Genomic DNA, 25,168 nt, shown 5'->3' with positions numbered 1-25,168 from the left:
TTAATTTCTTTTAGAAGTTACGTCTTTCTCATATTGTTGGATTTCACCAATGTAGTCTTCTGCTACAGCGATATTATTCTTCATACAGAAGTAATCCCAAACTGCATTCCAAGGCAATCCTTTCGCTTCTTCAAGAAGGGCAAGGCGTTCGAAGTACTGGCCGTTGGCTTCGTATTCGCGAAGTTTGGCAAGAGGTTCGAGCAGACCTTGCAGGAATGCTTTTTGAGTAGAACGGATACCAATCACATATGCGCCGATACGGTTGATAGAAGCATCGAAGAAATCAAGACCGATATGTACCTTACCAAGAGCGTCGGCGCGTACGATTTCTTTCGCCAGTTCGGTGGTTTCGTCATTCAACAGTACAACGTGGTCCGAATCCCAGCGTACTGGGCGGCTTACATGAAGCATGATTTCAGGAGTGAACAGCAATAATGAAGAAATCTTATCTGCCACACTTTCTGTCAGGTGGAAGTGTCCCATATCCAAAGTAACCATCTTTTGTTTCTTAGCGCCATATCCCAGATAGAAATCGTGTGAACCTACCGTGTAGCTTTCAAGAGCGATACCGAATAGCTTAGATTCGATACAGTCTTTCATGTTCTTATATTCCTGAGCAAATATTTGATCCAAAGAGTTCTCTAATAATGAACGGTATAAATAACGGTTTACAGTCAGGTCTTTAGAGCCATCGTGTACCCATATGTTCATAATACACGGATCATTCTGGAATTTACCCATTTCTTCCGAAATGGCACGGCAACGTTTTGTGTGTTCAACCCAAAAATCACGGATAGATTTATCGGGGTTAGCCAGAGTAAGGTCACCGCTTTTCGGGTGGCCGAAAGATGTTGAGTTAAAATCCAGTTTCAGGTTTCTCTCTTTTGCCCATTGCATCCAGCTGGTAAAGTGTGAAGCATCCACTTGGTCGCGGTCTACAACTTTACCTTGAAAATCTCCATATATCTCATGCAGATTCAAACGGTGATCACCACCAACCAATGTCTGTACTTTTTCTATATCAGCGCGAAGTTCGTCTATATTGCGTGCTTTACCCGGATAGTTTCCTGTAGCCTGGATACCGCCACCGCCAAGGTTGCCAAGGTTTTCAAAACCTGTAACATCATCGGCTTGCCAGCAGTGGATAGATACCTGTATTTTTTGTAGTTTCTCCAGAGCAGTATCTACATCTACACCGATAGCGGCATAACGTTCTTTTGCTATTTCATACGATTTTTGTACTAGTTCGTTTTTTTTCATGGTTGTTTTATTTAACGATTTAATGATTTAAAAATTTAATGATTTAAAAATTTTCGTAGTTTACATAAGGCCTCCCTCTTGATGAGGCGGGCTATTTTAATAACGTTAGGAAAAACTGATACTTCTCATTCCATTGCTCAGAATCCTGCGGATTGAATACATCAGGGCTTACGCTACAACGTATAACGTTTCTTATTTCTTGCAAAGAACCTACCAATCCCAAACCCTTGGCCTGCATCATAATATTACCGATGGCTGTAGCTTCTCCCGGACCTGCAACAACAGGTATGCCGATGGCGTTTGCTGTCATCTGATTCAGGAGCTTATTATGCGATCCGCCGCCGATGACATGTAGTTTTTCGATAGGGAAAGGAGCCACTTTTTGCAGGCATCCCAATACATATTTATACTTCATGGCCAGGCTGTCGAAAATGCAACGAATGAAGTCGGCTTCCGACTGTGGCACTCTTTGTCCCGTCTTCTCGCAGAATGTGACAATAGCTTTTGTCATACTTTCGGGGTTGGCAAAAGAGGCATCATCCGGATCTACAAAAGACTGGAATCCGGCTACCGAACCCGATAGAGCTACGATTTGGGGATAGGTGAATGTTTTACCTGCTGCTTCCCATTCCTTGCGGCATTGTTCGAGCAACCACATGCCGGTGATGTTTTTCAGGAACCGTACCGTGCCGTCAACTCCGCCTTCGTTGGTGAAGTTGAGATTGAAGGAATTTTCGTTTATAATAGGATTATCTACTTCGATTCCCATCAAGGACCATGTGCCCGAACTGAGATATGCAAAGTTTTTATTTTCGGCAGGAACCGATACTACAGCCGAACCCGTATCGTGTCCTGCAACAGCAATTACAGGAACCCGGTTCAATCCACATTCGTTGGCCAGGCTGTCGGTCAGAGTTCCTATCATTTGCCCCGGCATAGCTATAGCCGGAATAAGCGATGCTTTTACATCCATAGCTTCCAACAAAGATTCTTCCACCTGTTTTGTATTTGGGTTCAGAAACTGTGATGTAGATAATATTGTGTATTCGCATACCTTCTTGCCTGTGAGCAGATAAGATAGGGCATCAGGCATAAAGAGTATCTCTTTAGCGTTGTTCAGTGCCGATGAGTTTTCTTTCTTGGCTGCATAAAGCTGGAAGAGGCTATTAAAATTCATTATCTGTATTCCGGTCAGGTCATATACCTCTTTACGCGGAAGTACCTTCTCGAAATATTCTTCCGGCATACCCACTGTATAAGGGTCGCGATAGCACCGGGCGGTACTCAATATGGAACCGTCTTCTCCCAGATAAACAAAGTCGACCCCCCATGTATCTATACCAATGGCATCTATCTTTATGCCCTGGGATGCTGCCGCTCTCAGTCCATCTTTCAGGGCTTCGAACAAAGCAAAGATATCCCAATAATATTTGTCGTGTATGCGTATGATCTTATTGGGGAAACGTGTAAGTTCTTTCAATTCCAGTTTGCCATTGGTCAGCGAGCCAATGATGCTGCGGCCGCTGGTGGCGCCAATGTCGAAGGCTAGAAAATGGTGTGTGTTATAGTCCATAATTTCATGATATATTTAGTTTCATAAAATTAGTTATCCGAATAAGAAGAGTCGGTTGTGAATTTGATACAAATACTCTAAAATATGATAAAGTGAGTAATGAAGTATTGGGGCAACTGCATCAAAATGCATATCCTTTGTGAGACGTTGTAGGGACGAAGAACCTTTCGTCTGTCACCGGTTTTAATATCAGTCGAAAGATTTTTCGCCCCTACAATTCTTTAAAAGTGTTCTCTGTTCTTTTTCCACCAAGCGATAATGCCTGATAGCATCATTTGATCACAAGTAACCTCCTATTGTATTTTAATACTCAATGCTTTCGATGCAAACAGTTCCTGTAATCCCCGACTTTTGGAGTGGATCCGTAGCCTTCAAAGAATGTGTCAGAATCCATGTACTCCGCTGATCTTCCGGAAGGCTCAGATCTCCTATCAATCGGTTTTGCCATGTATTCACTACTTCTATCTCAATATCATTCTTTCCGCTAATCACATAGTCGGTAATATCTACCTTATATGGGGATGTCCAGACACCTCCGGCATATTTACCATTTATATTTACCTTAGCCATAACGCTGACTCCGTTCAGCTTCAGGAATAACCGGCCTGCGGGTTTGTTTTCGATATGGAATTCTGTTTGATACATTATTTCCCCCGCATAGTATTTGATACTAGGATTTTCATTTTGGCTCAGGTCTGTTAGTTTATCAGTTTTCAGGGTGATATCGCAACCGGAAGCTTTATCAAACGTAATTGACCACTGACCATTCAGTTCTGTTACAATGGTAGGTTGTGGATAATTCTTCTTATCGCCTGATGAAATGACTGATTCATCTATTTTGTTACGGAAAACGATAAATACACTTTCATAGCTTTCCAGCATCAACGGGATTTTGATTCCTGTATCAGTTAGGGTATATTCAGGTAACTTCCTTATTATTCCCGTTGTCGGTTCCCACAATTCGGGTTGTAGCCCGCCAACCCTTAATTCCGGAGCAACGTTTATTCGCTCATTGCTCTGATTGGATACGAAGTATATTTCCATTCCGTTTACGGTACGATGATTGTACAGGATTGGATCATTTGGTTGGGTCTGGCAATCGGGTGCACATTTGACTAATGCCAGAGCGTCTTCCATCGACATATCATTGATAAGTATTCCTTTACCGATTTTAGCATATTTTGTATCAGAATCTATCCTGCCCCACAAGCTTTGGGATAGTTCTGCTACTTCTGCGTCAGCTTTGGGGTAGTTCTGGAAACTTGGAGAGCGTTCGGGCCGGGGACCAAGTACAACCGCTCCATCTTCTATCAACTGCTTGATTTTCTTCAAGAATTCGGGACGCATCGTTTTCAGTTTGGGCAGCACCAGTATTTTATATTGAGTGCCATGCGGCAATGTCAACAATCCGTCCTTAACTGTCATATTTTTTTCTATAACTTCTGCGTTTATATAATCGAACTGATAGCCCTTTGGCAATGAAGGATCGGTTATTCCTGTCATCTTTGGTGCATCTTCCCCTATGAAATAGGCAACATCTGCTACGTTCAGACCTTGCTGAAGCATATAGTTAACTCGTTTGAGATAAGACGTGAACAGATCTATATGAGAGAACCATGTGTTGTGACGGTTAAACTCTGTTCCAAACCAGGCATTAACTCCGGGTTTCTTGTCTTCGTATGGCTGTTGTATATACACATGCAGCAGGGTATTGTTGATTCCTTCCGAGAAAAAACGGTCTCCCCGTTGTTTTATCATAGCCGGATAACGGCCAAAGGTATTGCCGGCTGTGGTAAACGACTCGGCAGATATCTTGGTTTTCCCATAGATATGTCCGCATGACGAAGCGGCACGATTTTCGATATCGCCTAAGTCACCTTCACCCCAAAACTCGCCACCTATTTCGTCCGACTGACCGCCATATTGCAGAAATTCTCCGGGGAATCCCCAATGTCCATAGTTTTCAAGCCAGGTTCTTAAACCATATTTATGGCAAACCTTCCTGAGTCCGCCAACATAATCGTATGCAACTTTGTCGGCAACCAGTCTGCGGACATCCCATAAGAAACGATTGGATATTTCTTCATTCATGACTACCATTCCCGAATAAACAGGCAGGAACGGCACGGGATCGTAATCATACCTTTGTTTGAAATCTTCTATAAATGTGTCGGTGAAATTTTGTCCTCCGGTTTCATAGCTGTCTTGTACTACTACTTTCCATGTTTTTCTGTCTTGTTCGGGTATCCGCCTGATTATTTCTCCCAAGTATGCATCGAAGTGTGCTTCAATGTGTTCTTTACTCATTTTATCTGTTTCGAGTCCTGTAGCTTCAGGAGAAGCCGGAGCGTTGGTTACCCCTGTCGGGCACATTCCTGTACGCATTATTGTCCAACGGCCGTCGGGTGCATCCCACAACAGCTTGTCTCCGGAGAGACATTGGCTTATATCTACAACCTTTGCCGGATCGACTGTTAATGAAGAATCATCGGTCAGCAACTGATCCCTCCATTGGTATTCGTGCCAGTAAGGCAAAGGGGTTTGGTGCATCTTTGTCAGAGTTTTTTCAAGATATCTTTCAATACTGGGAATAGATGAAAATTCAATTTCTTTGATACCGCTATTTTCGGCTATGTCGGATACGATAAGCCTGACGTCCTTTATCTGAGTTTCGGGAACCGATATAACGATTGGAGCATAAGGGTCGAAACCTACATTGGGTTCGTCGTGGAAGCGGTCGATATAAAATTCTGATATTGTCTTGTAATCACCATTCTCCTTTACTTGCAATTTGGCTGCACTGTTTATCGGGCGATGCGAAGGATATATGGTCAGTGTGCGCAAAGTAAAGGGCTTGTTTATTGTAAAATTGAGACTAAACTCCTTCACTCCCTTCGGAAAGAATAATTCTGTATTTTTATTTTTATCAATAAGATTATTTAATCCTGAAATGGAGGGAGTGGATGTTATCGCCACATCTTGAATTGATAGAAGAGAGCCTTCGGTATTTATTGCCGGAAAAGCTATCACTTTTACATCCTGGAAGTCTCCTTCGGGTTTTGCTAATGTTATATCTACTTTTTTACCTCCTTCGATGGTCGTTGTTGAAGAAGCCAGGTATCTCATCGATTGATTTGGCTTTACCCACGGTCCTCCGGATTGGCTCCATCCCGGAGAATTGAATATTCCGATTTCAATATTCAATTCTGTGGCTGTTTTTAATGCCGCATGAAGTATTTTCCACCATTCTTCACTTCTGAATTTGACTTTTCCTGTAACAGACGGGTCGGCCGATAAGCCTATATTCCCGATAAAGGCTCTGTTGATTCCGGCTTTCTTCATTGCATGCAGGTCTTTTACGACCCCTTCTTCCGAAATGTGATCGGATATCCAGTACCAATAGACAGAAGTCTGTATAGAATCGGGGATATTGACAAATCCCTCTTCTAAAGATTGCGAGGTTGTTTCGGGTTTATTATTACAGCTAAAGAAAAATAAACACAACAACAGGCTGGAAAGATAGATGTATTTGTTCATAAGTATTGTTTTGAAGGTATCGAAATTACGGTTAATCGTATTGATATATAAACTCTTAAACAGGAACAAAGTTAACCTTCCTTGATGAGCTTTTGATTTAAAGATATGACCAGATTATTTTAAAAAATGCTATTTTATATATAAGATACAGTATATTAAGACTATTTTCTGTAAATTGCTTACCGAATATGCAATACTAACCTAAAGATGAATGACTCCATACATTTAAAATATCTGATTGTAAACGAAACAGACCTATCGTGGGGACTTACAATTAATTCTGTAGGTTATCAGAGCATTACTTCACAAGAGTCTTATCCACCCCAAAATCATCCCACCAGATACCTGTTTTCTACCGAAAAAGGAAGAATCTTGGACGAATACCAATTGCTATACATAACAAGGGGAAAAGGTGATTTCGTATCGTCTTCTACAAATAAAAACAGTATGCAACCTATAAAAGAAGGAAATATGTTTCTACTATTTCCGGGCGAATGGCATAACTATATGCCCGACAAGCGAACAGGGTGGGACGAATATTGGATAGGCTTTAAAGGTATAAACATCGATAATCTGGTAGATTTCGGCTTTTTCAACAAACAGAAAGTTATATTCAATATTGGGATGAATAGCAAAATTGTTGAATTATATAAGCAGGCTATCCAATATGCAATAGAACAAAAATCCGGATTCCAGCAGATTCTGGCCGGAATTGTAACTCACTTGCTGGGACTGGCATATTCTATTGATAAAAATTCTGTTTTTGAAAATTCTGAACTGGCAAACCAGATAAATAAAGCGAAGGTTATTATTCTGGAAAACTTTAAAGAGATTAAGCCCAAAGAAGTTGCAGATAATCTGAATATGAGTTATTCCAATTTCAGAAAAATATTTAAAGAATACACAGGGTTTGCACCTTTGCAATATATACAGGAACTAAAGGTTCAGAAATCGAAAGAATTACTGACTAACACAACAATCTCTATCAAGGAAATTGCATTTTTGATGGGGTTTGAAAACCAGGAATATTTCTTTACATCTTTCAAAAAGAAAACAGGAATCACCCCTCTTGAATACCGGAAGTTTACTCAAGGAGGGATGATTGAAAGGTAAATTTGAAGTATGTCATAAGACAATTTTTATCTGATAATAAGCGCTTATATTTCAGAATATAATCTGTTTCCTGTAGGAATTTTTATCCCAAACTTTAGCATCCATCAGGTGATAGATTGGGGTTAAAGTTATATTTTTGTTCTTGATGCTAAAGGTTGTACCTTCTACAGGAATGATTTCATCCTCCTCATCAAGTTTGACAATATCTCCATTTTCAGAACCAAGCATTAATGGGCCATAATATATATGTCGTTGGTCTTCATTGGTATTTACCTTACTTATAGTACTTGAAACACTGATTTTCTGTTTGAACTCCAACTCAATCCTATCATCTTTTTTAAATTTCCTTACCAGGGAGATAAGCCCTCTGTCTGGTTTCATGTCGATAACTTCTTCATTAAAGGATAAAACGAAATCAGATGTTCTTTTCGGGATTGCAAATTTCAAACATTTTTCTATGCCATCACTTTCTGTAATAGTTATACTTACTCTATTGTTGAAGGGGTATGATGTTTCTTGCTTGAGAGAAAATGTTTTGCCGGTATCGGGCAACAATATGGAGCTTTTGTGGTAGAAAGGTATGATGATAGTGTCTTTGTTTACAAAATATGAATATTGCGAAGCTTTCGACACACCTTCTCCTCCCCGCATTGTGCAACACCAGTGTGCTTCATCGGCACTTACCTTCAAGCAGACGTTTTTTATTGCATTTCCCGGACAATTGTCACAACCAAAGCCTCCGTTGTATCGCTGAGTGTGACAAATACCGTTGTAATATATCAATTCTGCATCATCCCGATACTCCGGATTGCCCGTATGCTGCCATAGCTGTACGGCAAGAAGATATGAATCCACAATAGCACAAGGTTCGGTCCATGTGTCGTAACGGCCAAACCAATTATAGTTTTCGTGATTTTCGGTCATTCCATCTGCCTTATATATTTTCCATCGTTGTTCAACTTCTTCAATGTACTTATTTTCTCCTGTAATTTCGGCATATCTGATCAAACCACGACAGGCTGTTAACGAAGCATGTGTTTGAGCTTTAATGACTATTAAGTCCATCTTGAGAAAAATATTGATCATTTCGTCGATCACTTCTTTCATTTGAGGGGTTCCAACCAGCTTGTAGGCATGGATAAGTCCGTCCATCCCTATAAATACACACCCGATATCAGAGGATAGCATCCAGTTATTTTCCTCGTTCTGGATAGTACCCGATTCTGCTCCTACATCAGTGATTCGTTGCTTGGGGTCAATGGAGTAACTTGAATAAAGGCTTTTGCCTTCTACAAACAGATTGTTTGCAATAGACGATATAATAGGCAGTACCTTTTCATCTTTTTTCCATTCGTAATATTCACACAATCCTCTGAGTATCCAACCGTTTCCCGACAATTGTTGTTCATTCATTTTGCCTTCATAAATAAGTCCCATGTATCCTTTTTCATTCAGTTTCTGTGGGATTAAGTCAATTATCCGTTCAAGGTATTTAGGCTCGCGGTGTGCGGCACGGGCATCCAAGACCAATCCCAGAATTGTACGTCCTTCGGTGTCGCCGGGCCAATTACCTGATTCTTCTTCCGTTAAGAAAACATTCTGTGGCTGGTACTTTTCTTCTTCCAGTCTATCCATATTTTTATTTACCCGTGTCTCCAATTCTCCTCCAATACTTAAGGATTCGTAGTCAATTGGTTGAGGCAGGCTATCGCGACCTTCTGTTTTGTTTGAATATGAATAGCTTGTTGCTAACATCAGAAATGGAAGAACATGTAGTAAAATGATATTTTTAAGATTTATCATATTAGTTTGGTATTAATTTATTAGACAGGCTCCAGAGCAACTGCATCAAAATGTGAGTACATGACAAAAAAGGAAAAAGGAGCACTATGTTTTACTCCTTTTCCCTACACCTACGTTCAATATTCTATTTTTAATTTACCGTTTTCTGTTTTAACCGGTTTTATCATAACTTTAGCCGGACCATCGTTTGGTGAATGATACGAAATCATCAGGTTATTATCAAAATCCTTAAACAACATCGCATGTCCTCCATTATCGTTATTCAATGGTTCTGCATCATGCACCCACGGGCCAAAAACTCCATTTTCTGAGTAGCAAACGCCAATGCAATATTTTCCGTTCTTATCCATGCTCGACCATGTTAAGGCCAATTTGCCATCATCCATTCTGAAAATAAAAGACGCATCGGTTACATAATTGGATTTACCATCCGAAACGTGCGGGCCTACCCATGCTGCATCCGAAGCTTTGAACAAAACTACAGGATCACCTACAGTCGTTTTTAGGTCTTCGGAAAGTTGCTGAGCGACAACCTCCCCATCTGTAACCTGAATCCATTCGTGACAATAAATAAGCCACGGCACATTCTTTTCATCTACATATAAAGAAGCATCCAACGACATCCAATCGGCCGGTGTTGCCGGAGCGTTAACCAATGGTTCAAATTTATTCATTGCATTATCAGATACCAGAATCGAAGACCCTCTCTTAATGGCTTCATTGCTGGAGGTTATAAAAAGATAGTATTTCCCTTTATAGTAATATTCATCAGGAGCCCAAAAGGATTGTTTCCCCCAATAGTCTTCCTTCTTTCTGAATGATTCCCCTTCATCTTTCCACATTTTCAAGTCTTTACTTTTATATACCTGAATCCAATTTCCCTGACTCTTATGCAAATAATACATTTTTGTCTGAGGATCGGCAAGAATGAAGGGGTCACGGGCACTTATATCCGACAATTTAATGTTAAAAACTTCTACTTGTTCTATTGGTGGCTCTTTTTCTATCGTATTTTTTGAGCTACAATTACAGAAGCCCAGAATTAATAGTGTGAAAACTAAACAATTTTTATAAAACTTGTTCATTATATTCGATGATTTTTAGGTTGTTAATATTGAATAGAGAAAACTTATTTTACACAGTACATGACCCAAAATATTTCATATACTTTAGAAGAGCTTGTTATGTTGCCCTTACAGGGCGCAACACCTTGGGGTATCACCACCCGGGGCGTTACCCCGGGCTAGAATATATCAGGCCTTCAGCCTGCTTTCTTCCCGAGTGCCCTGAAGGTGCTACATAATATAGCCCAATGGTAACGTCTTGGGTAAAGGAAGTACACTTCTCTAAAGGCGCGCCCTGTAAGGGTAACATAGAGTTGTACTCTATTTTTTGTCATGTACTGTGCTTATTTTATTACTTTTATTTCTTTAGGTGCATCTATCGTAGATTTGATGCTGCCATCGGCTTCCTTTACATGCTTAATGCTAATCATGCCGTATGGTGTAGGGAAACTACCCTCTACCCATTCCAGGTCGCCTAGGTTAGGAGATATTCTCACTTTTTTGCAACCAGGTTCCAGAGGTTCTACGCCCAATACATATTGGCTAAGCCATGCTGTAGGGCCCGAAGCCCATCCATGACAAAAACTATGTCGGTAACCGGAATAACAATAGCCGCCATAGGAAGCATGAACGTCTGTTTTTCCGGCAGGTACTACTTCATCAATACGAGCCGCATTTTCCATCCATTTTATATCAAAATCTTCCCAGAATGTTGTAGCACCCAAGTCTAACATGGCTCCCCAATATTCGCGAATATTATTCAACGCGCCGGTAAAGTCATTTGCTTTTGCTCTGGCATTAAGCATATAATATCCATAGAATGTAGACATCTTATGCACACCATTTTGTGACAATATTTCCATGTTGGCTTTTTGGGCAGGCACCAACCCTGACAAAGCTAACAATGCAGCTGCTTGTTTCGACTGAGTAAGGTTGGGTGTATGTTTTTTTAGCTTTGTGAGCGAAGATTGACAAAGCCTCTCTGTTTCTCTATCATTCAGTATTTTACATATTTCTTCCCCGGCTTCAAATGCCATAATCATCATAGACTGCAATCCTGCATGTATTGCTTCCGGATCTTCGCTCGAAGGCCAGTCGAGAAAACGCATTCCATCCAGCACCTCTTTTCCGTTTTTATCTATTTTTTCACTCAATAGCTTTAATAACTGTGCCAGATATGTTTTTTGCTCTGAAAGATATTTCACATCTCCGTGATAACGATACCAGTCGCGATGAATTATAATCCACCACATTGAATAAGAACTGATGCCATTCATCCAGTTAGGAAGCGGAGTCAGGTCGCGAGCCAGGTCGAGGCTTTTGGGAACAACATCGTTATATCCGAATACCGAATTTATGGTCATCACTTCGGGATGGAGGTCTCCCACCCATACCAAACGGTCGCGCTTGATTGCATCCCACAGATAATCTTGCATATTCAGATGTACTGTATAGGCGCCGGTGAGCCATATCTGGTTCAGCCGTTCGTCATTACATCTGAAAGAACCCTGATAAGGAATATCCCTGTAAGAGAACGACGCGCTCACCTCCTTTATTTCAATAACCACATCAGAATCGACTGCATCGATGCGGACAAAACGGAATCCCGAGTCGCCAACAGTTAATCTTCCCAACCAGGGCAATGTGACAACGAAATCGCGCATTGCATGGTCGTTGGTAGCACCGCCTTGTTCTCCTATATTGCTCATTGTTTCCGATACAGACTCTCCAAAACGTATACGCACCCTGCCTGCCGGATTTTTGTTATTCATGGAGGTAATGATTTCAAGCCCTCCCTGAATCTCGTGACCAAAATCGAGGATTATACCTCCTTTATTGTTTTCATCGCTTTTTAGTTGCAGGTAGCTTCCTGCATTCAGGTCTGCCTGGCCAATTCCTTGTTTGAGAATGGCTTCGGGATTTATTACATACTTTCCGCTATTGTTGTCAGACGTCCACACCACACGCGTAGGGGTGAGGTATTTGCAGACCAACGATGTAGACCTGGCTCTTACTTCCTTGTCATTCTGGAGCGGCAACGGTAGTTGTTGAGCAATGATATTTCCGCTGAATATAATTGCTATGCTGAATAATAGATTTTTTATTAACTGCATCTTTTTAATTTTTTAGAATATAATTGCCCGATGGAACTTCTAATATTGTATATTCACCAACTGTTCCCAGCAGTTTAGATATGCCGGATTTTTCAATAATTTTAGAACTGTCCTTTTCCGGAAAATAGATCTTTGCACTTGTATTGGCAGGAACAGATACTTCCAATACCACCTTGCCATTCTCACGTTTCCATGAAGATTTTATTCTGCCGGCCGGCGAATCGAATGATGCATTTGCCCAGTTTATCTGCTCTTCTTTGAGTAAAGGTACACGGACGATGAATTTATTAAATCCGGGATTTTCAGAATCTCTCCTTATTCCTGCTACACCATCTATATACCAAGCGCCGGGATATAGATAAGAACTGTGCAAGAGGGAATGCCCCGGTAAGTCTTTCTCCCACATTTCCCATATAGTAGTTGCGTCGTTGGCCTTCATATATCCCCAACCCGGATAATCGGTTTGGGATGTCATGGAATATATCAGGTCATCGCGGCCTTCCTCGCGTAGTAATTTGAATAAAAGAGCTCCGCCGGTTATACCAACATGGATGTGTCCTTTCCGTACTTCGAGTATCTCTTTTTCCAATCGTTTTATTACGTCATCTCTAAGTTCGGCAGGAGGGACGTCTGCCAATAGAGCAGCTGCAAGATTTGCCATCGACCTGTCGGCATAACTGTTATCTCCCCTGTCGAAATAGGCTGCATGAATGATTCGTGACGAAGTGGCAGCTTGTTGTTCCCATTTGTCGGCTTCTTCTTGTTTGCCTAATACACGGGCTATTTTTGCTGCTGTGCGCAGATTGAAAACTCTGTAACAATTGTTGAAGCAAATAGTCTCAGGCTTGTTATTATTCATCCCTTCGGCTGTTGCATTAGGCCAAAGCCAATCGCCCAAGAAATCCCAATTGCCGCCAAATCTTTTCAATAAGCCGCTTTCGGTATGTGTATCCAAAAAGTCGAGCCATTTTTTCATCATCTCGAAGTTACGCTCCAAGATTCGTGTATCCCCTTCGTGCTGGTACATAAACCAAGGTAGGGTAATACATATACCTCCCCACGAAGGACCGCCGCCACCTTCGTTAGTAGGAGCAGTATGGGGCAAAATTCCACCACCTACATATTTTCCATTCATCGATTCCCATCCTTGAGCATCGCGCCAGTCTTCCATCCATTTTGTATAAAAAGAGCCTAGCTGGTAGTTGAACAGTCCTGTTTCGGATGTGGCATGGGCATCACCTCCATATCCGAGACGCTCGCGCTGAGGACAGTCGACGATATAACCTCCTATCGAGAGGTTTTCAAATGTCCATAGTACGCGGTCGTATATCCAGTTTTGCAGAGGATCGGAGCATTTGAAAGAGGTGGCATCTTTATAGTTTGTCCTTACCAGCCAACCTTTGATGTCAGATAATAGTGGTTTTTCTTTCAATCCCCTGATTGTAATCCATCTGCCCGAACTATAGTTGAAACGGTTTCGGAATATCCCATGTCCTTTCTCTCCTAGTATGTAGGCGCTCCGTATGCCGAATGTCATTTCATCCTGTTGGCGTTCAGAGAATATAAAATCAATCCGGTCGTTCCGATTGCCCTTTACCTTGATTTCTGTCCATCCGGCAAAGTTTACTCCCATATCTACCCGATAAGAGCCATCAGGCCGTTCTTCTATAGATATAGGCACTATCTCATCCATTACGGTATTGCTCTCGGTGTTTTGTGCCGATAAAACCAACTTGGGATTGAATATTGTAACATTTTTCCATGTACTATCGTCAAAAGCAGGCAGGTTCCAACCGGGAATTTCTTTATTTGCGTCCCATAATTCTCCGCCCATATTGTGAGGAACCCATGTACCTAAAAGCTTATTGGGACTTGGATGGGTTTTCCATGACTTGTCAGTTTGTATACGGACTACCTTGTCTCCATTCGCGATATTGGCCTGAGCTATTACCATCGGGGTCCTCGGTTTGTCGGACGTGATATAAGTCCTGTGTAAAGACCAACCGCTACCAAGCCATAAGGCGATTACATTTTTGCCCGGTTGTAGTTCATTTGCAATATCATAGGCTATATAACGCGCCCGGCTGGTATGATTGCTTACTGCGGGAGCAAGAACATGGTTCCCTATTTTTTTGCCATTTACATATAACTCGTGATAACCAACCGAAGCCACAAACATGACTGCCCTTGAAGGTTGTTTTTCTATTTCGAATGTTTTACGAAGCCAAGGGTCTGTAATGTTGCAATCTTTCAGAGAGGGATCAAATACTTCATCTGTTCCAATCCAACTGGCTGTCCATTCTGATGGGGAAAATATCCCTGTCGACCAATGTGCTACCTTACTCCATGAAGACACATTGCCTGATTCATCTTTTACCTGTACTTTCCAATAATAAGTTTTATCCGATTCCAGTGGTTTGCCCTGATAGACTATATGCCGGGTCTGATTGGTATCTACCCATCCGGTGTCCCACATATCTCCACTATGGCTGTCTAATCGTTTTTTGTCTTGCGAAACCAAAATACGGTAGGCGGTTTGTCGTTGTCCGTATTTTTCAGGATTCAGGGATTCGAGCAACCAACCGAAGCGGGGCTTGCGGTCGTCCAATCCCAGAGGATTGTCTATATACTCACATTGGAGGTTATAGATGTTTATACTGCTTTTTGCTCCTATCAGGAGGGAGGGAAATAACATTGCGAACGTCAGAATTATAGTCATTCTGGCTATAATAGTTTTCATATCGTCATAAATTTCATTTGTATTTTCAGGAATTGATTTTTCTGGTGTTAATTAAGAAACTGTTGTAGGTTTTTATAACCTTTTGCCTCCTGTATGATATCTGATTTATTGTTTTTTTCTGTACAAAGAAGGGCAATCGCATCAAAATGTATATCCTTTGCAGGTACGTTGTAGGGGCGATTACCCTGATACAAAGGTAATGTCAGTGTTTTATTAAAAACTTTAGACTATGATATTCTTATTGTTATAAATGACAGAATTATCTATTTTAACTTCCATTTAAATCTGTAATTGAATCGCCGGTTGGGCGCAGTATCTCCATTCAGGCACAAAGATATGGGGTCGTTCAAATCGGCAGGATTGTCACTCCATTTGAAATCGAATACTATCTGGTTTTCGGTCAGATTGATTAGTGCACGAGGTATAGACAATTCCATTTTATTATCCAGCATCCGGTACTCTATATCGCGGATATTATACCACTCTTTCGATTCTGCATTATAGCGCATGAGGGTTGTTTTTTTATCATCCACAACGCTTTTGTTAAGGATATAATCATAGCCATACCAGCCTGTTGACGAATCATTGTCTGCATCGATGAGCAAAAGCATCCAATTATTATCGGTATAAGGGCTTATGTTTTTATCTGTTTCTACATAGAAATATATATTTTTTTTGTCAACTGCCACTTTACATGTAATAATATCGTTGCGTCCCGAGTTGTTGGTATAATGTAGTCCTCTATATCCTTTATGATCACGGTGGAAAGTGTCGCCTCTGGTATCGCGGTATTCTGTTTCTATCGTCTCCCAATCTCTGAAGCCGGCATCTATTTTTATTTTCCCGTAACCTTTGTTTTCAGGTATCGGATTAACTCCTTTATACCGGCGTATATTCTGCACCATTTGCATGTAGTAGTTATCGGTATATCCGCCTTTCATGGGTTGAATTGTGCGGTTATATTCCGCATTGTATTGGTCGATAAATGCATAATCACTTTTGCGTCCCATAAAATCGGTTTCGCGGGCAAATTTTCCGGCAGTCCATTCGTTCCAGTCGTTCAGATAGATAAACTGCGGGTTGGCAGCCAGGGCTTCATCCCATCTTTCCTGAAAATAAATTCCATAACCGGTCGGATTCTCAACAGTTTGTCCCAGCCAGGGAACATAAGTAGGACCGGGCATATCATAATCATCCAGCTTGAGGTCTCTATTGTTGCGCGACCACGATTTGCCAACCATCGTACAGGCATGTTGCCCGGCGGTTACGGCAGCTTGCTCTCTTACCCCATTGTGTAGGGATACTAAGTCCTGCGGATTCATTTTGCGTGCCATCGCATCTTGTTCATCGCCTAGTTCGTAGCCGAAGCTCCAGTTGTCTTCTGTTCCTACATAGCGTTGTCCGCCCCATTCGTAACGTCCCCACCACATAGTTCTTTTGGTAAAGAAGTCTTTTACCTCCTGAGTATAATCTTCATAAAATTCGTTACAATAATCGGGATTTTTGTAATGAGGATGTTCCGGATTGGTTTTGGCTTCGGGGTCGTAATTATAATTGCGGCTTGGAGGAGTGGCGCCACCGGCATCAAATTCGGGTCTTCCGTTATATAGCAACAGAGGTTTATTATCCCAATAAAACCACAGGTCTTTGTATTTTTCTGTTTTATATATTTTTTCGTATAAGTCTTGTACGACTTCTATTACCGGCCCATTGTATGCCCAAAAGCAAAATTGGGGTACTTTATTACCCTCTTCTTTCATTTTCAGCATAATGGAGAATAAGACATTCCATTCATCCCAGTATCTGGTCGCATTTGTTACATCCATAATCAGAACATCAATACCTGCATCCGACAGCATTGAGATGTCTTTCCTGATTACATATGCATCCTGACTCAAAAAATATCCCATTTCGGGTTCGCCCCAATGATAAGAAAACTGGGGTGAGTGCCACGCAGGATGACTCCCTTCCAGTCTTGCTTCCGGGCTTTTGTTTAGTATGTTAGTAACATCGGCAACATAGGGAGGAGTGCCGTCGGCCAGATTGTCGGTATGCCATGTAATGTAAAACATACCGGTTATTCTTCTTTGGTCTTTCTTTATAGGGCCAACCTCTTCATAATCGGGCATTTTCCGTCCCAGGGCATCTGTTGCAACCCATGTGTCAGAGTATAAATCCCTGTAATTACCTATTGTGTCGTATACAGCATTTTGTGTATTATTATGCGTTTCAATATAGGCTGCAGGTATTTTGCTGCTTGCTATATAATTGGAAGATAATAGAACAATAGATGATAGTAATATTCTGTATAAACTTTTTTTTTTCATTTCTTATTAATCGTGAAGCCATCCTGACTTTTTCAACACAGAGTAAAAAGAGTAGAAAAGAGTATTATTTTATGTAAATAATGAATATTTATCATAGATAGTGTATTCAATTTCACGTTAAAAAGAAAAAACTCCTTTAACTCTTTTTACTCTGTGGTAAAAAGGTAAAAAGTCGAGACGACTTTAGTCTTTAAACAATACAAGTGTGGGAGATAAAGCTTAAATTAAAATCTTTATATATTACCATTAAACCTATACCTTATTTACCTCCCACCTTGCATTACTTCATGTATTTTATCTAACTATCAATAATCCCATCCCGGATTTTGCCAGTTTTCGCCAGTTTGAGAGCGTATTTTATATAACTCATTCCTGTTTATAGGGAATATCAGGAACTTATCGGTGTTACATTTACGTTCGTCAAAGACAAACCTGTTATAGATGAAGTCTTTTCCATCTTTCTCAATTTTCATTCCTGAAATGTTCTTGTCTGTTTCGTTCAGTATTTTCCACCGGCGTACATCGAATGAACGGTGTCCTTCGAATGCCAATTCTATACGGCGTTCGTTTCTGTATTTCTTCTCAAAGTCGGCGGCAGACATTCCAGCCGGGAAGTCCGGCATCTGTGCTCTGGCTCTGACAGCATTCACTGCATCGCGTGCGCTCATGCTCATTCCCGGGCCAATCTCTACCTTAGCGTCCGGTCCGTGCGATTTGTAGGCGGTTTCAGCAAAATTCAGATAAAGCTCGGCTAACCTAAATACGCGCATAGCTCCGTCTTTGTTGGCTCCCTGTTTTGAATCGAAATGTGCATACTTACGGGTATAGTAACCAGTAGGAGTATGTTGTTTGTTTCCGATTTGTTGTCCATCAGAACCTCCTACATAGGTTTCTACCATATTTCCGACAGTTGGAGTAACTACGTTGATCTGGAAGTTTTTGAGATGTATGACAGCACCGGGTTGGTTACCAATATCGAAACGGATCCTGTGCCATTCAAATCCCCATCCCCAATTATAATAAGCTTCGGTTATATCATATTCGAATGTAGTCCATTCAGTTGCAGCGGCAATGAATACATCTTCACCAGTAGATACTCCACCTTCGGCTAAAGCGCGACCGTAGAAAAACTGAGCATTGTCTATATCTCTGTTCAGTTTGTAATCGAAGGTGATAGTTACCTTTGGAGGATCGTTCGGTACATTCAGGTTGTCCATCAATGGGCCGGAGTATACGTTAGGGTCGCCACCCAATGTAGTTATTATACAATAATCGCCTTTGTCCTGATAATCTATATCCCAAGGGAATACTGCCGGGTCTAATCCTATCATGAAGTGATCGTCTCTGACATTATCATCCGGAGGTGTTAGCAATCTCGGCGCTCCGTTATAATATATCGATGCTTCAAATCTTGGATCGCGTCCGGCATACGGATTTTTCTCATCATAGCCGGAAGCCGGATTTATTACAGGTATCAAGCCGTTGTTGTCGCTGTATCCTGTGATAGGGCTCAAGCCTGTTGCCTGCATTTCGTAGCTGTCTACTATATTCTGGCTTGGACAATAGCCTGCGCTAGTTTGCCCCGATGTGGAAGGTAAACCACATTCGTTCCAAAGAGACATTTGTCCGCCGACTCTGTAAATGGTTTCTTTGTCGGTCGCCCTTCTGTCATCAAGTGTGAGAAAATACAGGGCGTAGGCGTTTTGGGCCTGATCGGATGTAGAGTTAAACAATTCATAACCATGCGAAAGACATTCATACAAGGCTCTTCCTGTAATCTGTGTAGCATATTCTTTCGAGATACTGCCATCATCCCATAAGGGGCTGGTGGCATAGGTTACAGCCTCAGACATTACAGCATGTGCTCCTGCCGGGGTTAAATGTCCTTCCATTCTGTCCTGAAATCCCCAAGGGTAACCTATCGCTGTATCGGGCCCTTCCAATGCTTTTTCACAGTCGGCTATTACTTGCCTAACCACATCGCTGAACGGAGCTTTCTTGTCTGCCGTGAAATCATGATCGGGCTGTATTACATCAAGGAATAGAGGTACACCACCATACCTTTTTGCCAGTTGCCAATAGTAGTAGCCACGCATGGCATAAACTTCCGATTTCCAGCCTTCTTTCTGATCACGCACCAATCCGGCAGTTTCTTTATCAATATATGACAAGAAGATGTTACATCTGCGTATCATCCCGTAAGCACCGGCCCAGGGATCTCCTCCAAATGGATTTATAGGGTGGGTGTCTGTTGTTATCTGGCCTGTATACCACAAGTTAGTATTGTTGTCTTCATGGAACGAGGCATGCTGCCCTTCGTCACTAAAAGCCATACTCCTCAGGTCGGGTCCTATCAGGCCCGAAAGGCAGCTGTTATAGTAATTCTGTATCTTGTCCTGGTTTTTAAATATTTCTTCAAACTCGATACGTCCGTCCATTTCTGCATCGAGTGTATCTGAGCAAGAAGTATATAATACAACTGATGCAAGTATTGTTAGTAAAACTATATGTTTTTTCATATCTATTTTGTTATAAATTCGCAATATCAAAATTGAATACCAAATCCTAGGTTATACACTCTGAAAACCGGCAGGTGGTTATAGTCTCCAGCCTCAGGCCCAAAGTCATATTTATCCAGATGGTCCCATGTGATCAGGTTCTGGGCGCTTAATGAGATCCGGATATTACTTGCCCTTATAGCTTTTGATATTCTGGATGGCAGGCTGTATCCGATTTCAATATTCTTCAGCCTCAAATACGATCTGTCTACCAAGAAGTAATCGTTGACCTGGGTGTTTGCACTTGCACTTTGCAGGGTAAGTGCGGGATGAAGAATTTCTTCACCTGCATCATACCGATCTTTTGTCCATGCTTTAAGGTGGCGCGACGAATAGAGCCCATCGGTGAAGAAACCTTCGTTTATACCCAATGTATTGGAAGAACATGTCTTGTAATTCTCTACACCCTGAAACATTACACTGAAATCGAAGTTTTTGTATTTAGCGCCTAATGACAAAGCAAAATAATAGTTAGGTATAGCACCAGAACCTATTGGAGCCTTATCTTTATCGTCAATTACGCCATCATTATTCAAATCCTTATACTTAATATCACCCAGTCTTGGCTTATTGAAAGAATATGTAATACGCGACTGGTATTCATCCAGTTCTTCCTGGCTATTGAACAAGCCATTGCCGTTCGAAAAATCGGTAAGATATCCCCATGTTTGACCAACGGCATAGCCGACTGTACGATTTGGGTAAACATAGTCATCACCTCTGATTTCTTCTACTACTCTTGTATATTCATTCTTATTATACGAAAGGAATCCTCCGATATTGAAAGACAGGTCTTTATTCACATTTTTGATGTAAGAGGCTTCCAGTTCATATCCTTTGTTCTTTTTAGCGCCAGCATTAAGGCTAGGGAATACACCGGTATTGCCATGATAAGACGGGATATTGGAAGACACGTTTATATACATATTATCCATTTTGTGCCTGTATAAATCGAAAGATATATGCAGTCCGTCAAATAGTCCGAGTTCGATTCCATAGTTTTGCTTTTTCACCATTTCGGGGCTATAGTTAAGGTTGGCTATGAAACCCTCATCTACACCTTGTACGTTATTTATATAAGGATAGCGAGGAGCTCCGGTGTCATCATTTGCATTCTTTCCGTAAGAAGCCTTAAACTTCAATAACGATAACCATTTTACATTTTTCAGGAATGACTCGTTGGAGGCAATCCATGCTCCGGCAATAGCAGGGGTGGTATGGAAACGGTTTCCTTTGGCAAAGTTATCCGAACCCGAATATCCTGTACCAACAGAAAGTATATACCTGTTGTCGTAATTGTAAGAAGCCTGTATACCCGAATAGATATATTTAAGAGGAAGGTTCTCCCATCTTACTATCTCCTGATACATGGCATAGGCATAAGCGCTGACATTGTGTTTGCCAAAGCTGGCAGCATAATCCAATGCTCCCTTATAGTTGAGATTATAATAATTATACTCACTTTTGCTATATGAGAGGAATGTGTCTTCATTTGTTCCTTTTTTCTCAAATTTCAGTTCATCCCAATCAGATGGGGTATCAGTAACCCTGATCCAGCGTTCGTAATCCTGTGTTGTAAAAAGGCTTTTCCTGTTGTTATTCATAAACCCTACAGTTCCTGTGGCTTTAAGGCCGGGAGTAAGGAAAGACATATCCAGTTCGAGCCCAAAATTAGAGTATATCGAAGTAGTTGTATGCTGGGTATAGCCCTGGCGGTTAATCCTACCATAAACGTTATTGTCTATATTAGGAGTTACCAATATTTTCCCGCCTTCTTGTATTATTTCTCCGGTAACGGGGTCTATTATCTCCGGTGTAACATTTCCGTACAGAGTAGGTGGTAAGTCGAACATGCCTTGATATACATTTGTCATGTTTGCTTCGGTCGTTTTTTCCCTTTTCAGGTTTCCTGCAATATTAAGAAATGCTCTGAAATGTTTACCCAGATTGGCGTCGAGATTTGTTCGCATGTTGCCCCAGAAATAGTTTGGCGTAGGGTTGAATTTCTCTTTTTCCGAAATTTTGAAATTCGTATTCTGATTCATCATATTGACGTTAGAAAAGAACCTTACCTTATCGGAACCTCCGCTGAGGTTGAGTCCAACACGTTGCATGTATGAAAAATCTTTCATGAATTCCTTGTACCAATCCTGGCTTGGATAGTGTTCGCGATCGGCTCCAGAGGTAAATTTTCCTACCTGGTCTTCGGTAAACATCTGGTACATACCTCCCTCTGGATTATCGTTGTAGGCTGCCTGATTTCTCATGCGTACATAATCGGCAGAATTGGCCCGGTATGGTTTAGATGTCACATTTTGCATACTGCCATCTATACGGACACCTATTTTAAGTTCTCCGGGTTTTCCTCTCTTTGTTGTTACAACAAGAGCACCACTTGCGCCTTTTATTCCATATAAAGCTAGTAGGGAAGCATCTTTCAGTATTGTAACCGATTCTATTTCAGCAGGAGTGATGTGGTCTAAACTAGCCTGAGCATCGGTTGGGATAAGAAATCCATCGACAATGATAAGTGGCGTTTGTGCGCCATTTACATTGGCTCCCCTGATCCATAAGCTATTGTCGATACGCGCCCATTCCGAAGAATTCTCGCGGGTGGTAAGACCAGACAACCGGCCTGCCAAAGTCGAACTAAGAGTAGCTACAGGGGATTTCTGTAGCTCATTGCCACTTACTGTAGAAGCAGAACCTGCTAATGTCCCCTTCGACACGGAAGAAAAACCATCAGAGATCATTATATCTTCATTGAGTAGATCCCGCTTCATGACTATCTCCACTTTATCATTATCCTGAGCCTGAACTTTGTGTGTAAGGTAACCGATGCCAGATAATGTTATATACTTGCTCTTATCGGTCACATAGATAGAAAAAGAGCCTTCACTATCCGATGTTACCATGTTTTTCCCGAACTCAGATTGTATTACAACCCCGGCAAAGGGCTTTCCATACTCATCCTTTACCACTCCCTGTATTTCAGCATTCCGGAGGTTATCTTGCGCAAAGATAGTACTCGAGAAAAGGAATATTAAAAATGCTATCTGAATAAATTTTTTATATATCATAATTATATTTTTTTCGAATAGAAAATATTGTTACCAACCTGGATTCTGCCAGTTTACCCCTGTCAGATTATACATTTTGGAGGCCTCGCTCTTAGGAATAGGGGCCTTTAAATATTTATTGGTATAGCACAAGCGCTCTTGCGGACGTATAGATCTCCTCTTGTAAGAGAAATGAGAAAAACTGCCATCAGGATTATCGACTCTTGTTATCTCCATTGCTGTAAGCCATTTGTCTGTATCCTTTAGGTCTCCATCAGGTTTCTGCCAGCGGCGTACGTCAAAGAAGCGATGAGGCTCTAAAGCCAGTTCGACTCTTCTTTCGTGCCTGATGCGCAGAATCAATTGCTCTTTGTTGCCTTTTACATCGGCAGGCAGAGCCGGCATGGAAACACGTGCACGTACTTCATTTACCAGTGCGTAGGCTTCGTCAAGATGTCCTGATTCGGCCGCTGTTTCGGCGCAATTCAATATGATTTCGGCCAGCCTGAATAATTTTTCTACAGGTCCTACTACGCCCTGTCCCCAGCCTGAATTAGGATGTGTATATTTGCGACAATAGTAACCTGTACGCGTTTTGGTACGCGATTCGGTATCAATACCTGTTATAGGTTCGCCCAACCATGTAGAAATAATACGGGTGCGGTATACCGGGCCGTTTCCGTTAGGACTATAGTCAAAGTTATCTTTGCATTCCGGTGTTTCAGAAAATTCCCATTTACATGTCCTTTTCGATCCGTTGAAGTAGATAGAAGAGTAGAAACGTGGATCTCTGTTTTTGTACGGATTTTTAGGATCGTACAATGTATTGTCCTTGTTGTAGTTTGGATCAAGATGCTTTTCATCCAAATATGGTTTTTTCAGGTCTAGGACAGTTTTCCCGTTTGTGGTTTCATAAGCGTCTACAAGTTCCTGTGTTGGCACTGAACCCGATTTACCTCCTGTTTGTGCTCCGATACATCCAAAGTGAAACTCGTAATCTTCGGAGTTCCAGTGCGATTCTGTCCAGCTGGAATAGATAGTTTCTGTATCTATCGGATTGGCCGAATAATCGTAGTTCTGTGTAAAATATTCGTACATGAGACTTGAAGCTTTGGTAGGCACATGTGTTTCATTTTCAGGATTATCCTGATCGTTTGAGAAAATGTCAGGGAAGTGAACCTTATTATACAATTGATAACCATTAGTCCTTAGATTTTGAAGAGCAGTTTTGTTTACTTGATAAGCTTCTTCCCACAGGTCGGCTCCATCGTTGTACAAAGGGCTTGCTGCATAAAGCATCATGCGGGATTTTATAGCCTCGGCAAGTGCTTTTGTTGCTCTTGCTTTCTCTGTACCTGTTGTTATGCGCCAAGGTAGTTCGGCTGTGTTGAGCGCAACATCACAGTCTTCGATAATAAACCTTACTACTTCTATAAAAGATGGCTTTTCTATTTTGGTATAATCATCTTCAAGACTGTAGGGCTCCCGTATAATGGGTACTCCAGTCCCAAACCATCTCAATAATTCGGAATAGTAATATGCTCTAAGTAAATGTGCTTCGGCTTTCCATCTGTTTCTTTCCGCTTCTGTTTTTACATTGGCTCCACCTATTCTTTGGATAAAAACGGAACAATCGTAAATAGCGGCAAAATGACGTTCATATTTATGATTGTCTTTGAAGTCAAATTCGTGGCTTGTCATCGGATACTGATCGGCAGAAGCCACACCGTTCATCATGCGGGCCGATACTCCGTATGGATAAATAATCTCATCGTTGTCCCATGCATCATCACAGGTAGATACCGGCCCCCTGGATAACCATGACCAACTTTTTCCATATAACGGGAGTTTGGCATAGCATGTATTGAGGTAAGCCCCGGTCTTGAAATGGTCTGCAAATACTTCATCCAAACTGGTTTTTCCGTCAGGTGCCTGATCTAAAACATCGTTGCACGAAGTAAAGGCTAATAAACACAAAAATGATATAATGATTAGAATATTATTTATTGTTTTCATAATT

13 protein-coding genes are annotated in these 25,168 nt (G+C 41.3%); 1 reads left to right on the top strand and 12 read right to left on the bottom strand.

Going from position 1 to position 25,168, the window contains the following annotated elements; genetic code table 11:
* From D0T84_RS03470 to D0T84_RS03460, 3 genes are all read right to left on the bottom strand, one after another.
* The gene (locus D0T84_RS03470; protein WP_163306068.1) at positions 1-1,260 is read right to left on the bottom strand and encodes an L-rhamnose isomerase; all 1,260 of its coding nucleotides are present in this window, start codon (positions 1,258-1,260) and stop codon (positions 1-3) included.
* 91 nt (positions 1,261-1,351) lie between these two features.
* Entirely contained in the window at positions 1,352-2,833 is a 1,482-nt protein-coding gene (locus tag D0T84_RS03465) for a rhamnulokinase family protein (protein ID WP_163306066.1), read from the bottom strand.
* Positions 2,834-3,136: 303 nt separating this feature from the next.
* Positions 3,137-6,370: a glycosyl hydrolase gene (locus tag D0T84_RS03460; protein WP_163306064.1), complete on the bottom strand. Its 3,234-nt coding sequence runs from the start codon at positions 6,368-6,370 to the stop codon at positions 3,137-3,139.
* A 207-nt stretch (positions 6,371-6,577) separates the two neighbouring features.
* On the opposite strand from D0T84_RS03460, the gene D0T84_RS03455 reads away from it, so the two are divergent.
* Entirely contained in the window at positions 6,578-7,483 is a 906-nt protein-coding gene (locus tag D0T84_RS03455) for an AraC family transcriptional regulator (protein WP_163306062.1), read from the top strand.
* Positions 7,484-7,534: 51 nt separating this feature from the next.
* Here D0T84_RS03455 and D0T84_RS03450 read toward each other — a convergent pair whose 3' ends face one another.
* The 9 genes from D0T84_RS03450 to D0T84_RS03410 all read right to left on the bottom strand — a co-directional run bounded on the left by D0T84_RS03450 (position 7,535) and on the right by D0T84_RS03410 (position 25,164).
* Complete coding sequence (locus D0T84_RS03450; RefSeq protein WP_163306060.1) at positions 7,535-9,286, bottom strand: beta-L-arabinofuranosidase domain-containing protein; 1,752 nt, start codon at positions 9,284-9,286, stop codon at positions 7,535-7,537.
* A gap of 116 nt (positions 9,287-9,402) precedes the next feature.
* Complete coding sequence (locus D0T84_RS03445) at positions 9,403-10,371, bottom strand: glycoside hydrolase family 43 protein (protein ID WP_163306058.1); 969 nt, start codon at positions 10,369-10,371, stop codon at positions 9,403-9,405.
* A gap of 176 nt (positions 10,372-10,547) precedes the next feature.
* A complete protein-coding gene (locus D0T84_RS03440; RefSeq protein ID WP_163306056.1) occupies positions 10,548-10,685 on the bottom strand; it encodes a hypothetical protein in 138 nt (45 codons plus the stop codon).
* 9 nt (positions 10,686-10,694) lie between these two features.
* The gene (locus D0T84_RS03435) at positions 10,695-12,464 is read right to left on the bottom strand and encodes an alpha-L-rhamnosidase C-terminal domain-containing protein (RefSeq protein WP_163306054.1); all 1,770 of its coding nucleotides are present in this window, start codon (positions 12,462-12,464) and stop codon (positions 10,695-10,697) included.
* A gap of 4 nt (positions 12,465-12,468) precedes the next feature.
* Positions 12,469-15,204, bottom strand: a complete 2,736-nt coding sequence (locus tag D0T84_RS03430) for a family 78 glycoside hydrolase catalytic domain (protein WP_255495155.1) — start codon at positions 15,202-15,204, stop codon at positions 12,469-12,471.
* Positions 15,205-15,467: 263 nt separating this feature from the next.
* Positions 15,468-17,531 (bottom strand): hypothetical protein, encoded by a 2,064-nt coding sequence (locus D0T84_RS03425; protein ID WP_163306052.1) that lies wholly within the window; start codon positions 17,529-17,531, stop codon positions 15,468-15,470.
* 305 nt (positions 17,532-17,836) lie between these two features.
* Positions 17,837-20,050, bottom strand: a complete 2,214-nt coding sequence (locus D0T84_RS03420) for a RagB/SusD family nutrient uptake outer membrane protein (protein WP_163306050.1) — start codon at positions 20,048-20,050, stop codon at positions 17,837-17,839.
* Between the two features lie 26 nt (positions 20,051-20,076).
* Positions 20,077-23,169 (bottom strand): SusC/RagA family TonB-linked outer membrane protein, encoded by a 3,093-nt coding sequence (locus D0T84_RS03415; RefSeq protein ID WP_163306048.1) that lies wholly within the window; start codon positions 23,167-23,169, stop codon positions 20,077-20,079.
* Between the two features lie 30 nt (positions 23,170-23,199).
* Positions 23,200-25,164 (bottom strand): RagB/SusD family nutrient uptake outer membrane protein, encoded by a 1,965-nt coding sequence (locus tag D0T84_RS03410; RefSeq protein WP_163306046.1) that lies wholly within the window; start codon positions 25,162-25,164, stop codon positions 23,200-23,202.
* Between the last annotated feature and the right edge of the window lie 4 nt (positions 25,165-25,168).

It is taken from the genome of Dysgonomonas sp. 521, from assembly GCF_010501055.1.
Taxonomy (GTDB): Bacteria; Bacteroidota; Bacteroidia; order Bacteroidales; family Dysgonomonadaceae; genus Dysgonomonas.
The sequence above is the reverse complement of the archived record's forward strand: the minus strand, read 5'-3'. Positions and strand labels throughout refer to the sequence as shown.